At 58.0% G+C, this 12,184-nt stretch carries 11 protein-coding genes; 7 read left to right on the forward strand and 4 right to left on the reverse strand.

The genetic code is table 11. The features are described 5' to 3' along the window. Window positions 1-57: 57 nt before the first annotated feature. The gene (locus RYC18_RS17305; protein ID WP_004657745.1) at window positions 58-1,113 is read right to left on the reverse strand and encodes a tartrate dehydrogenase; all 1,056 of its coding nucleotides are present in this window, start codon (window positions 1,111-1,113) and stop codon (window positions 58-60) included. A 134-nt stretch (window positions 1,114-1,247) separates the two neighbouring features. On the opposite strand from RYC18_RS17305, the gene RYC18_RS17310 reads away from it, so the two are divergent. After that, window positions 1,248-2,168, forward strand: coding sequence for a LysR family transcriptional regulator (locus RYC18_RS17310; protein WP_316886526.1), 921 nt, complete (start codon window positions 1,248-1,250; stop codon window positions 2,166-2,168). A gap of 10 nt (window positions 2,169-2,178) precedes the next feature. Here the strand turns inward: RYC18_RS17310 and RYC18_RS17315 are convergent, their stop codons facing one another. Then, window positions 2,179-2,697 carry a hypothetical protein gene (locus RYC18_RS17315; protein WP_005782786.1) on the reverse strand — a complete coding sequence of 173 codons (519 nt, stop codon included), beginning with the start codon at window positions 2,695-2,697 and terminating at the stop codon, window positions 2,179-2,181. Between the two features lie 246 nt (window positions 2,698-2,943). Here RYC18_RS17315 and RYC18_RS17320 point away from each other — a divergent pair, with 246 nt between their 5' ends. The 5 genes from RYC18_RS17320 to RYC18_RS17340 all read left to right on the forward strand — a co-directional run bounded on the left by RYC18_RS17320 (window position 2,944) and on the right by RYC18_RS17340 (window position 6,961). Next, complete coding sequence (locus RYC18_RS17320) at window positions 2,944-4,353, forward strand: DUF4329 domain-containing protein (protein ID WP_005782785.1); 1,410 nt, start codon at window positions 2,944-2,946, stop codon at window positions 4,351-4,353. A 206-nt stretch (window positions 4,354-4,559) separates the two neighbouring features. Continuing rightward, window positions 4,560-5,333 (forward strand): FKBP-type peptidyl-prolyl cis-trans isomerase, encoded by a 774-nt coding sequence (locus tag RYC18_RS17325; RefSeq protein WP_002552635.1) that lies wholly within the window; start codon window positions 4,560-4,562, stop codon window positions 5,331-5,333. 365 nt (window positions 5,334-5,698) lie between these two features. After that, window positions 5,699-6,151, forward strand: coding sequence for a YkvA family protein (locus RYC18_RS17330; RefSeq protein WP_002552636.1), 453 nt, complete (start codon window positions 5,699-5,701; stop codon window positions 6,149-6,151). Between the two features lie 100 nt (window positions 6,152-6,251). Next, window positions 6,252-6,593: a helix-turn-helix domain-containing protein gene (locus RYC18_RS17335; RefSeq protein ID WP_005782783.1), complete on the forward strand. Its 342-nt coding sequence runs from the start codon at window positions 6,252-6,254 to the stop codon at window positions 6,591-6,593. Next, complete coding sequence (locus RYC18_RS17340) at window positions 6,590-6,961, forward strand: hypothetical protein (protein ID WP_002552638.1); 372 nt, start codon at window positions 6,590-6,592, stop codon at window positions 6,959-6,961. Before RYC18_RS17335 ends, RYC18_RS17340 begins: the two co-directional genes overlap by 4 nt. A gap of 136 nt (window positions 6,962-7,097) precedes the next feature. Here the strand turns inward: RYC18_RS17340 and RYC18_RS17345 are convergent, their stop codons facing one another. Next, window positions 7,098-8,870, reverse strand: a complete 1,773-nt coding sequence (locus tag RYC18_RS17345) for a bifunctional diguanylate cyclase/phosphodiesterase (RefSeq protein ID WP_029240863.1) — start codon at window positions 8,868-8,870, stop codon at window positions 7,098-7,100. A 117-nt stretch (window positions 8,871-8,987) separates the two neighbouring features. Further along, window positions 8,988-11,069 carry a carboxy terminal-processing peptidase gene (locus RYC18_RS17350; RefSeq protein ID WP_004657761.1) on the reverse strand — a complete coding sequence of 694 codons (2,082 nt, stop codon included), beginning with the start codon at window positions 11,067-11,069 and terminating at the stop codon, window positions 8,988-8,990. 138 nt (window positions 11,070-11,207) lie between these two features. Between RYC18_RS17350 and RYC18_RS17355 the strand changes: the two genes are divergently transcribed. Beyond that, window positions 11,208-12,170 carry an NAD(P)H-quinone oxidoreductase gene (locus RYC18_RS17355; RefSeq protein WP_316886527.1) on the forward strand — a complete coding sequence of 321 codons (963 nt, stop codon included), beginning with the start codon at window positions 11,208-11,210 and terminating at the stop codon, window positions 12,168-12,170. Window positions 12,171-12,184 lie beyond the last annotated feature (14 nt).

The following is a 12,184-nucleotide window of genomic DNA, read 5'->3' on the forward strand; positions in this document are numbered from 1 at the left end:
GCAGGCCGGTCTCCGTGGCGTTGTACCGCGATACGACGATGATCTGGCGAACGCGCCTCAGCGGTTGATCAGTTGCAGTACCGCGTCGGTGACCTGCCTGGTGGTGGCCGTGCCGCCGAGGTCCGGGGTATGCAGACCGCTTTCGGTGACCGCCTCGATGGCCGACATCAGGGTCTTGGCCGCTGCCGATTCACCCAGATGCTCAAGCATCATCGCAGCGGTCCAGAACGTTGCAATCGGGTTGGCGACGCCTTTGCCGGTGATATCGAAGGCCGAGCCATGAATCGGTTCGAACATCGACGGGAAGTTGCGGCCTGGGTTGAGGTTGGCGGTAGGGGCGATGCCCAGGCTGCCGGACAGGGCGGCAGCCAGATCGGAAAGGATGTCGGCGTGCAGGTTGGTGGCGACGATGACATCCAGCGACGATGGCTTGAGCACCATGCGCGTGGTCACGGCATCCACCAGCTCCTTGTCGATCCTGACGTCCGGGAAGTCCTTGGCCACTTCGTAGAAAATCTCGTCCCACAACACCATGCCATGGCGTTGCGCGTTGGACTTGGTGACCATGGTCAGGTGCTTGCGCGGGCGAGTGCGCGCCAGTTCGAAAGCGAAGCGATGAATGCGCTCTACACCGGCCCGTGTGAACACCGAAACCTCGGTTGCGACTTCTTCTGGCAAACCACGATGCACGCGCCCGCCATTGCCGGAGTACTCGCCCTCGGAGTTTTCGCGAACGACGACCCAGTCGATCTCGTGGCCGTTGTGCAGCGGGCTCTTTACGCCAGGCAGAACGCGCGCTGGACGTACGTTGGCGTATTGGTCAAAGCCCTGGCAGATCGGCAGGCGCAAACCCCACAGGGAAATATGGTCGGGTACATTCAAGGCACCCACTGCGCCGAAGAAAATCGCATCGAATGTCTTGAGTTCGGCCAGACCGCCTTCAGGAATGTAGTGTCCGTTCTTCAGGTAGTTATCCGAATTCCAGTCAAAGTGTTTGAAGGTCAGGTCGAAGCCGGATTTTTTCGACAGCGCCTGCAGGACTTCAACACCTGCGGCGATCACTTCCACGCCAATGCCGTCGCCGGGTACTGCTGCAATGTTGTAACTGTTCATGGTCCACTCCACTGTCCGGTGCTTTTTGTTGTGCCTGCGAACGCTCTGTTCGACAGGGTGTGGACGGAGTATATGTAGTGAACCGGAACGTATGAGTTACTCGAAATCACTACATAATTAACTTTGAGTTACCAATGAACCAGACACAGGACCTGTCGTTTTTCCATCTGTTGGCTCAGCAGGGCAGTCTTGCCGCGACAGCCCGCGAACTGGGCGTGACGCCGCCTGCCATCAGCAAACGCTTGAGCCTTCTGGAAGCGCGGCTCGGCACACGCCTGGTGAATCGCACCACGCGGTCCATGAGTCTGACTGCCGAGGGCGAGTTGTATTTCAGCCATGCGGCGCGGATTCTGACCCAGATCGATGAAGTCGAGCAGTTGATCACCAGCAGTTCTGCCAGCCCCAAAGGGCTCATCAGGGTCAACGCTTCACTGGGTTTCGGTCGCCGCCATATAGGCCCGGCACTGGCGGCTTTTTTTGCCCGTTACCCCGAGGTTCAGATCCAGCTGGAAATCAGTGACCACCCACTGGATTTGGCCACCCATGGTTTTGATCTGGGCATTCGTTTCGGCAGCCTTTCGGACGCGGCCTTTCATGCGCGCAAGATCGCATCCAATCGACGTCTGCTCTGCGCATCACCGCTGTACCTGGAAAAGCACGGTACGCCGACACGTCTGGCGGAACTGCAGCATCACAATTGTATTTTTCTGCGTCAGAACGAAACACCCTACGGGGTATGGAGCTTCAGCAACGGGGGGCGTACGCAGAACGTCAAGGTACATGGCGCATTGGGCTGCAATGACGGTGAGGTCGCGCTGAACTGGGCGCTGGAAGGGTTCGGCATTTTGCTGCGGGCTGAATGGGACATTGCCCGGTACGTGCGCAGTGGCCGTCTGCGTCTGGTGCTTGAAGACCAGACACCCACTCGGGCGGACGTCTACGCGGTCTATCCGCAGCAGTTGCATTTGTCCGCCAGGGTGCGTTGTCTGATCGATTTTCTGGTGGAGCGTTTTGCCAGTCTGGATCAGGTTGTCCCGCTGCAAGACCCGCATTGAGCTCTGGAGGTCAGCAGCCCTTCGAAGCAGCTCCGTCCTTTGGTACGAATGCAGCCTTGTCGCCTGGTTTGGTAATGACGTAAGCGCGTCGCCACGGCTGGTCGTCTATCAGTTTCCAGCGATGGCCAGGGCCGGTGGTGTCCTGTGCCAATAATATTTCCCCTGGGCGCAGTACGAAATTCTCTCCACCCGTGGTGGAAAATTCGAGCGTGCCTGAAAGGGTGATCACGTATTGCTCTTCCGGTGCGGCGTGCCAGTCATATTGCGAGTGCGCCGGGGTTTCCTTGAAGTGCAGGGCGTTCACATCGGTCATTGCCTTTTGATCAATCGAGCCTTCGATGACGTGTGACAGATTGTCGGGGCCTGTGCACAGCCTGTATGCCTTGATGCCCTCGGTTACAACAATAGGTGGCTTCTTGGTCGCGTAGGCTGAGCTGACCGGCAACATGACTGCTGCGGTGATGGCTGCAAGGCCTGCCAATTGGCAAACTCTCGAGCGCATCGGGCGAAAACGATTGTTCGATTGCATAACACGTTCCTGAGCACGACAAACTGCATAAGCCCTGATCGCCAGTCGTGGTGATCGAAACAGGGGCTGGGCAGATTCGCCCACGCAGCGGATCGAACCACATCCGTTAACGGTTAAAAATTATCTTTAGTTTCATGTTGCCGGGTGCCGCGGCGTCTACCTGTTGTCATATTCATCTATGTCACCCGCCACCCTGAGTTTCCTTACGCTAATGACTCAATCAGTCAGGCTTTCAAGGAGCCTCGGATGCACCCCAGAAAAAGAATTGAAAAACGGTCCGTTGACCATCATCCCGGCATGCCAGCGTTTAGCGTGCCTTTCGATCATCCTGATGATGCGGCGCGCTATGCCCATGAGCGGATCGGCAATCGGCGTGACCGTGAATACGGCGGCTTTATTCTGGTTCGCAAGGATGGCAAGTACGTTGCGACCGAACCCATGAACGGCAGCCGGTTCAGCTTTGACCCCAACGAAGTCTTTCCGCGCAACGATGAGGAGGGGTATGTGCTCTACCCGCAAGGGTATGACGACTATGCGATTTACCATTCTCACCCGTCACTTCAGGCCGGGCTTGAAGAATGGCCGGAGCGTGAAAAGGTTACCTACCCGAACAGTTTTTCAGCGGGCGACATCTATGCAGCGATCGATGACCAGGAGGTTTGTCCGGCGACTTATCTTTCCGGACCTGACGGCTCCTTGATCAAATACACGCTGTCCCGTTCTGCCGCCGAAGACACGCTGTTCGCGCGCGTAGCCGGACCGCCAGGCATGCCGCACCTGAGTGAACTCAGTCAGATCCACAAGGCGCTGCAGAACCTCACCATGCTGCCCAGTGATGTGGTCCGGTTGCTCGCAGGTGCCGGGGATCTGGAAGTGATAGTGCCCAGTCGTCTGTGGGGGCGGGTCGGGAAAGTGTCTACAGACTGGCGCCCTTATCCGGACGATGCCGCCACTCGCACGCCTCCTGTGACATCGCCTGCAAGCTGCGCCGTGCAATGGCCACCCAGGCCTCTGAGCCTCAGCGTGCCGTTCACCCGTGCTGATGAAGCTGCACGTTACGCGCACGGCCGGATTGGTACTCGCATTCATTCGCAGATCATCGGTTTCCTACTGTTCAACCCGGTAACGCGCGCTTACCTGATCGCCGAGCCGATCCTTGAAGATGGCGCTCCGGTCTACGCACCCTGTTCGGCGTTTCACCCCGATGCTTACTACCGGCCTGCATTACCTGATGGCTATCGTGTTGACGGCATGTATTTTTCATCTGCCAACCTCGTAGCTGAGGGCGGGCGTGAAGTAGTGAGTGATTTCTTCGACCCGGACGATCTGCATCGCATGTTCAGTTATCGGTACAAGCCTGCACAGCGACCCAAAGGCTCGCCAATTCGTTACGGCTTCGAGATGTCGGCAGTTTATTTCTCGGCAGCCGATGGTGCGCTGCTCGCGTACACACCCAGCCGGTCCGACGAGGAGCTTCGGCTTTTACGAAGCGTATCGCGCGTGTACTCGGGGGCTGAGTCCATCCAGGCGCAACTCGCCGCAGGTACGATCAATGTGCAGGACTTTGTTCGCGCAGTGGCACGAGCCGGGCACCTGCGTGTGCTGCAGACCAGTAAGCGCTGGCCTCATGCCGGGGTGGTCAGCCCCGTGTCATGAGCCCTTCACTGCAAACCCGCGTGTTTCCCATGCGAATCACAAACTGAACTGCAACTGAACAATCCAGTGCCGCGCCGGGAAAACCTTTGGATACCTGAACTTATCGGCGTTTTCTCCCTCTCATGCCGGTAGCCATTGATCGCGGCGGCCTGATAAGCTCGCGGCTTTACTCGTTTGCCCTTTTGGCGCATGAACAAGGAATTAGCATGAAACAGCATCGGTTGGCAGCGGCGATTGCCCTGGTCGGTCTGGTACTCGCAGGTTGTGACAAGCAAGCCAGCACCGTAGAGCTGAAAACTCCGGCACAAAAAGCGTCTTATGGCATCGGTCTGAACATGGGCAAAAGCCTGGCTCAGGAAGGTATGGATGATCTGGATTCCAAGGCTGTGGCCCTGGGTATCGAAGACGCAGTCGGCAAGAAAGATCAGAAACTCAAAGACGAAGAGCTGGTTGAAGCCTTCTCGGCCCTGCAGAAGCGCTCCGAGGAGCGTCTGGCCAAGATGAGCGAAGAGGCTTCGGCCGCTGGCAAGAAATTCCTCGAAGAGAACGGCAAAAAGGATGGCGTGGTCACCACTGCTTCCGGCTTGCAGTATCAAATCATCAAGAAAGCGGATGGCGCTCAGCCTAAGCCTACCGATGTTGTGACTGTTCACTACGAAGGCAAACTGATTGACGGCAAGGTCTTCGACAGTTCCGTTGAACGCGGCAGCCCGATTGACCTGCCTGTAGGCGGCGTTATCCCGGGTTGGGTCGAAGGTCTGCAACTGATGCACGTAGGCGAGAAGATCAAACTCTTCATCCCTAGTGATCTGGCGTACGGCGCGCAGAGCCCGAGCCCTGCGATCCCGGCAAATTCGGTACTGGTCTTTGACCTTGAGTTGCTTGGCATCAAAGACCCGGCAGCTGCTCCGACAGCTGGTGCTGATGCTGACGAAGAAGAAGAGGCAGCTCCTGCCGCTTCGGCTCCGGCCAAGAAGTAACGCACTACCTGGCTACAGAAAACGCCCTGTCTCGACAGGGCGTTTTTGTGTCCGGCTTATTTCCCGAACGCTTGGACATTCGGGCAGTCCCACTATCATGGAAGCGCGCAGTAGCATTGTCCGATAGTCCGGCAAGGTAACGGCACTCGCTTGAGCGAGGGGGCGGTTTCACACCTTTGTAGCTTTTTTGTGAGTAAAAAACGCCCGATTTGACTGTGGTCCCCCGATAACGGGGAGTTCAGGCATGAAAAAAGCCACTGTTCACAAGGTTATCCACAATTATTGTGGATAACCTTGTGGTACCGGCCAGGCAGGTTCGCCGGATCTGCTTTTATCGAAAGACATTTTGCTGAACGGGAGTGGGTATGAAAGCACCGTGGAATTTTATTCGTTATCTGCCCGGAGCCCGGCGTCTGCTGGCAGCGGGGCGACTGCCAGGGTTGTTGTTTGCTGTCGCACGCAAGGGCAACAGTGAAGGTAATCGTCTGGGCAAGCTCAAGGACGATCTGCGTTTGCTCCAGGCCTTGTGTCTGGCTTACTGGCGTGGTGAGTACCGAAGCATCAGTCCTAAAGCTATTTTGTCCATTGTCGCGGGCCTGATGTATTTCCTCAGCCCGCTGGACGCTATTCCTGACTGGATTCCAGGCCTGGGGATGTTCGATGACATCGCAGTGCTGGCCTGGGTCACCAAGCACTTGAGCGACGAACTGGATGCTTTTCGTGCGTGGCGCGAGCAGCAACCCCCCGAGAAACTCATCGTGGTCGAGCAGCTGCCCAAGACTCAGGCGCTGCTGGAGAAAGAGCGGGGTAAGGTGTAAGTCTCACTGATTGAACACAAGCCATAGCGTTCCGCTGTTAAGATGCCAGCCTATGAATCAAGCCTGATCAGTGTGCGGTCGTGTAGTACAAGGTGACTCTATGGATCTTCAAGTGATATCCCGTGACGGTGAGCCGGAATATGCAGTGCTGCCCTGGGCTCAGTACCAGGCACTGCTGAAGGCTGCCGGGTTGGTCGGCAAGCCGCGCCAGGAACCGGTTGCATCGACTTCCGGCATCGCTGCCGGTGAGCTTCCAGGGTTCGATGAGTTGCGGGCACTGCGCGAGGCCAAAGGTCTTGAAGTGGCCAGCCTGGCGCGTTCGGTCGGCATCAGTCCGTCTTATCTGGAGTTGATCGAGAATGGTACTCGTCAGCCGGATGCTGCAATAAAGCGCAGCCTGGCATGGGAGCTTGGAGTGCCGGGCTGGCGAGGCGAGTCGTGAGCGTGCGCATCAGCCGTCAGCATTGGGACGGCCTGCTCAATGAGCTCGATCAGGCGCGCCGCCAGCGTCATCTGCTGACCTATCGCGCGTTGGTCGAGCGTTTGCAATTGCCCAGTCCGGCCATGCAGACCCTGACCGCAGCCCTGGAGCATCTGGCCGCCATGGACGCCCGCGCGGAACAGCCTTTGCGCAGCTCGCTGGTTATCAGCCAGGGCGCAAGCCGCTTGCCGCGCCCAGGTTTTTTTGAATGCGCAGAGCGTCTCGGACGCTTCTCTGGCCCGTCAGATGGCGTCGCCGCCGCTTCGTGGCATGCCGCCGAAGTGGTTCGGGTGTTTGAATACAGCTACCCGGAAGTGGAGGTGCAGTAGCGATTCGGCCCCCGAATCTTCAGTGGCTGTATCGACCCCTTCGTGAGTAATGCGGATCGCCGCCCGTTCACTCCCACAACAGCGAACCTGAGGGAGCGAGCTTGCTCGCGAAGTCGCACGTTCAGCTCATTTACCCTCACGCTTGTACCAATAAATCCAGCCGCGTCGAATCGATCACATGAATGCTCGCGCCAGCAACGTCCTTGGCGAAATGTTTGGCTTGTGAGGCCAGGTCGGCCAGCTGGCTGGCATCGACCAGCGTGCAGCTTTCTTCGTGCAGATGCACTACGCCAATCGACAGCGATAACAACGGGAATTCCTGACGCTGCCCCAGTCGGTTGAGGGCGACGAAGCAACCGGCTTCCAGATGCTCCGCGCGGTAGAAACGTCGGCATTGATTCTGGAAATCATCCAGCAGGGTTTTCAGGCGGCGCTCCCAATCCTCAATGCCCAGCACCATCAGAAAATCATCCCCGCCGATGTGTCCGACAAAGTCTCTGCTTGGGTCGATACGGTCGTTCAGACACTGCGCGAGACACAGCAGCACTTCATCGCCACGGGCGTAGCCGTAGATGTCGTTGAAAGGCTTGAAGCTGTCAATGTCCACATAGCAGATCACCGATTCGCGGCCCTGTTGCAGCAGACGCATCAGGCATTGCTGGATCGGAACATTGCCGGGCAGCAGGGTCAGCGGGTTAGCGTAACGTGCCTGCTGGATTTTCATCTCGGTAATCAGCTTCAGAACATCGATGACCCGTCCCAGGCCCAGATAGGTACCGTTGGAGATGATGATGAAATCCTCTTCGATGCGCTGCCGGGCTCGGCTGGTCAACAGTCGGCTGACCTGTTGCAGTGACTGGCTGACTTCCACGGCCAGAAAGTCATCACTCATCAGGCGGCTGATTGGCTTGCGGGCAAACAGTTCGGTACCAAAGGGCTTGAGCAGTGCCTCGGACAATGAATGCCTATGGACGATGCCGCAGGGCCTGGCTTCGTCGTCCAGCACGGCCAGCGAATTGAGATTGGCCTGCCTGCGAAACGCTTCCAGCACCTCAGCTGTGGGCGTGGACTGGCTGACTGATGGTTGCGGGTTGAGCAGGGCAGAAAGGTCTGCCGCGTCTTCGTTCAACGGCGCGCTGGTGGTCTCTGCCTTGGGCAGCATGGCGCGGGTGTCGCGTGGCGGGCGCTCTTGCGGACGGGCAAGAAGATAGCCCTGAACCAGATCCACGCCCATGTCCTTCAGCGCCGCCAGCTCTTCGGGCAATTCGATGCCTTCGGCAATCACGGTCGCTCTGGAAGCCTTGGCCATTTGCAGCATGGAGCCAACGAACTCGCGCTTCACCGCATCCTGGTGAATTCCGTCGATGAAGTGCCGATCGATTTTCACGTAGTCCGGGCGCAGCTCCGACCAGAGTCGCAAGCTCGAATAACCGGCACCCAGATCATCCAGCGCGATGGAGAAGCCCATGTCGCGGTAGTGGTGCAGCGCGTTGTACAGCAGGTCGAAATCATCGGTGGGCATCTGCTCGGTCAGTTCGATGACTACATCCTTGGGCGCGATTTGATAACGGCGCAGCATTTCCAGGGTGCGGCCCGGTGGATGAGACGTTTCGAGCAGCGATTCGGGAGAGACGTTGAGAAACAGCTTGCCCGGCAACTTCTGCTGGCTGAAACGCCGGCAGGCGCTGTCACGGCAACTCAGTTCCAGCTCACTCAGGCGGCCTGCCTGTCGAGCGATGGAAAACAGGTTCAGGGGCGAATGCAACGCGCTGTTGGACGGTCCGCGGGTCAAGGCTTCATAACCCAGAATGCGACGTTCCGATAGCGACACGATGGGCTGGAACAAGCTGTGCAAATCACCACGAGCCAGAATCGAACTCAGTGTGCTCAACTGCTCGGTTAGGGTCATGGTCGTCTCGAAGAGAATAAAAAAGGGCTGAGCGCTTGCGCGTTCAGCCCCGTATTTCACGACAGCTTCATGACTGTTTGATGACGTTGACGCTAAATGGCCATCAATGAGTCTGTCTTATTTTTTCGCCACAGCGGCGCTTAGCCCCAGATAGTCGATCAGAATACGCCCGGTCTCTGCCAGGTAGGCATCGTCCTCGGGTTTGGTTTTCTCGTCTTCCACCGGCAGCGCGTCTTCGTCTTCCTTCTTCAACTCTTTGAGCGGCTCTTCACCCTTGGCCTTGCGGCGGGTGTTTTCCAGCGCGAGCTGCTTGCTTTCGATGGACGCATGCTCGGCACGACGGTCGGCTTCATTGAGGCTGACCGTTTTTTCGTTCATCAGCTTCTTGGCCAGCGCCAGACGGTCTTCAATGAACACGAACTCGGCGTCTTTCGCCGAACGTGCTTCATGACGCGCCTGCAACTGCGCCAGGAACGGCTTGAACGGGTCGATTGCCGGCTTGATCGCCGGTTTGATGCTGTCCCATGGCATGGCCTCGGGCAGCGCGCTCTCGCCGATTTCCTTGGTATCGATCAGCGACGGGTAAGTGATGTCCGGCACTACACCCTGATGCTGGGTGCTCTGACCGGAAACCCGATAGAACTTGGCCAGAGTCAGCTTCAGTTCGCCATGATTGAGCGGCTGAATGGTCTGCACGGTGCCCTTGCCGAAGGTCTGGCCACCAATCACCAGCGCACGGTGATAATCCTGCATCGCGCCAGCGAAAATCTCAGATGCCGAAGCGGACAGGCGGTTGACCAGCAAGGCCATAGGGCCTTTGTAGAACGCGCCTTTGGCTTCGTCTTCCAGCACATCGACCTTGCCGTCGGCGTTACGCACCAGCACGGTCGGGCCCTTGTCGATGAACAGACTGGTCAGCTCGGTCGCTTCCTGCAACGAACCGCCACCATTGTTACGCAGATCCAGTACCACGCCATCGACTTTCTCGGCCTGCAGCTCGGTAAGCAGTTTCTTCACGTCACGGGTGGTGCTCTTGTATTCCGGATCGCCAGCACGGTAGGCCTTGAAGTCCAGATAGAACGCAGGGATGTCGATGACCCCGAGTTTGTAGTCCTTGCCATCCTGTTTGAGGTGCAGGATCGACTTCTTGGCCGCCTGCTCTTCAAGTTTCACCGCTTCACGGGTGATGGCGACAATCTTGCTGGTCTGGTCATTCGGCGCATTGCTGGCCGGGATGATCTCCAGACGGACCACGGAACCTTTCGGACCGCGGATCAGCTTGACGACTTCATCCAGACGCCAGCCGATCACATCGACCATTTCCTTGTCGCCCTGGGCAACGGCCACGATCTTGTCGGCTGGCGCGACCTGCTTGGTTTTGGCCGCAGGGCCTGCCGGGACCAGACGCACGATTTTCACGTTGTCGTTATCGCTCTGCAACACGGCGCCGATGCCTTCCAGCGACAGGCTCATGTTGATGTCGAAGTTTTCCGCGCTGTCAGGCGACAGGTAGTTGGTGTGCGGGTCATAAGACATGGCGAAAGTGTTGATGTAGGCCTGGAAGATATCTTCGGCGCGAGTCTGGTTCAGACGGGCCTGCTGATTCTTGTAACGCTTGGTCAGGGTTTCCTGGATCTTCGCCGGGTCCTTGCCTGCGATCTTCAGGCGCAGGACTTCATCTTTTATGCGCTTGCGCCATAGCTCGTCCAGCTCGGCCGTGTCCTTGGGCCATGCGGCGTCCTTGCGGTCCACCAGCAGGGTTTCCTTGGTATTGAAATCAAGCTTGTCGACGCCCTTGCTCAATTCAGCCAGCGCGAAGTCCAGACGCGCCTTGATGCGGTCCAGGTAGCGCTTGTAGATAGTGAAACCCGGATTCAGGTCACCACTTTTGAGGAAGTCGTCGAACTGGAACTGCCATTTGTCGAATTCGGCAATGTCGCTGGCCATGAAATAGCTGCGCGAGGGGTCCAGTTGCTTGATGTAGCTCTGGTAAATAATCGCTGAACGCTTGTCGTCCAGGGGCGGCTTGCTGTAGTGATGTCGTTTGAGCAGCTCAACCACGTTGAGGCTGGCAATCACTTCGTCGCGGTCCGGCTGAAGATTATCCCAGCTGTTGGCGGCAAAGGTACTGGCTGACATCGGCAAAACGCTAAGGCCGACAAACAGTGCGAGGGCAGTGCTGGGGAATAATTGCTTCATGCTGATTCGACGCGAGGACAATTGATAACGCATATTAGGCCGTCTTTGAGGTCGCCGGTTCCTTCGGACCCGGCCGCATAATGCAAAAGCCCGGGCAAAACAGCCACGGGCTCAGTCTGGACTCACTATGGAGGCACCGTGAAGGCATTGCAAGGCGTTGAAGGACATGTGGAATGGGTCGAGGAGCCGAGTCCGGCCCTTGATGTGGGGCAGGTACGTATCAAAGTGGCTGCGGCAGGTTTGAATCGAGCCGATCTGTTACAGCGCGAGGGCAAGTATCCGCCGCCGCCCGGCGTCACTCAGACACTGGGTCTGGAGTGCTCGGGGGTGATCGCCGAAGTGGGTCCGGGCACGTCCTGGGTGGTCGGAGACCGCGTCTGCGCGCTGTTGGCGGGCGGGGCGATGGCTGAAGAAGTGGTGGTCGACGGGCGACACGTATTACCGGTCCCGGAAGGGCTGTCGCTGCATGAGGCCGCCGCCATCCCTGAGGTGTATGCCACCGCGTGGCTCAATCTGTTTCAGCTGGCAGGCCTCAAGCCGGGTGAAAAGGTGTTGTTGCACGCAGGCGCAAGTGGGGTTGGTTCAGCCGGTATTCAGCTTTGCAAAGCGTTCGGCAACCCGGTCTGGGTCAGTGTCGGTTCGACCGAGCGTCTGGCCTATTGCGTCGAACTGGGAGCACAGGGGGGCGTAGTGCGTAGCGAAAGTCTTGAAGGCCTGAACGATTTTGCACCGTTCAACGTCATTCTCGACCCGGTGGGCGCAAGCTACGCCGAACTTAACGTCAAACTGCTGGCTCTGGACGGTCGCTGGGTGCTGATCGGTATCATGAGCGGGCGCGCGGCGCAGGTGGATCTGGCGCACGTGCTGGGCAAACGTATCCAGTTGATGGGTTCGACCTTGCGCAGTCGCGATGACACATTCAAGGCCGACCTGCTCAGCGACCTGGGCCAGCACGTCTGGCCGCTGTTCACTGAAGGCCGCCTCAAGCCGCAACTGGCGAAATCCTTTGCGATCAAGGATGCCGACGCTGCGTTCGAAGAGCTGGCGACCAACACGGTATCCGGCAAGATCGTGCTGGTCATCGACGAAAGCCTGGTCTGACCCGTCGGTGCCTC

Source organism: Pseudomonas syringae group sp. 247E2, from assembly GCF_032587795.1.
GTDB classification, from domain to species: domain Bacteria; phylum Pseudomonadota; class Gammaproteobacteria; order Pseudomonadales; family Pseudomonadaceae; genus Aquipseudomonas; species Aquipseudomonas amygdali.

Bases quoted from the DNA above. Each gene is read 5' to 3' on its own strand.
- RYC18_RS17305 (WP_004657745.1), bottom strand. From the start codon at position 1,113: ATGAACAGTTACAACATTGCAGCAGTACCCGGCGACGGCATTGGCGTG.
- RYC18_RS17310 (WP_316886526.1), top strand. From the start codon at position 1,248: ATGAACCAGACACAGGACCTGTCGTTTTTCCATCTGTTGGCTCAGCAG.
- RYC18_RS17315 (WP_005782786.1), bottom strand. From the start codon at position 2,697: ATGCAATCGAACAATCGTTTTCGCCCGATGCGCTCGAGAGTTTGCCAA.
- RYC18_RS17320 (WP_005782785.1), top strand. From the start codon at position 2,944: ATGCACCCCAGAAAAAGAATTGAAAAACGGTCCGTTGACCATCATCCC.
- RYC18_RS17325 (WP_002552635.1), top strand. From the start codon at position 4,560: ATGAAACAGCATCGGTTGGCAGCGGCGATTGCCCTGGTCGGTCTGGTA.
- RYC18_RS17330 (WP_002552636.1), top strand. From the start codon at position 5,699: ATGAAAGCACCGTGGAATTTTATTCGTTATCTGCCCGGAGCCCGGCGT.
- RYC18_RS17335 (WP_005782783.1), top strand. From the start codon at position 6,252: ATGGATCTTCAAGTGATATCCCGTGACGGTGAGCCGGAATATGCAGTG.
- RYC18_RS17345 (WP_029240863.1), bottom strand. From the start codon at position 8,870: ATGACCCTAACCGAGCAGTTGAGCACACTGAGTTCGATTCTGGCTCGT.
- RYC18_RS17350 (WP_004657761.1), bottom strand. From the start codon at position 11,069: ATGAAGCAATTATTCCCCAGCACTGCCCTCGCACTGTTTGTCGGCCTT.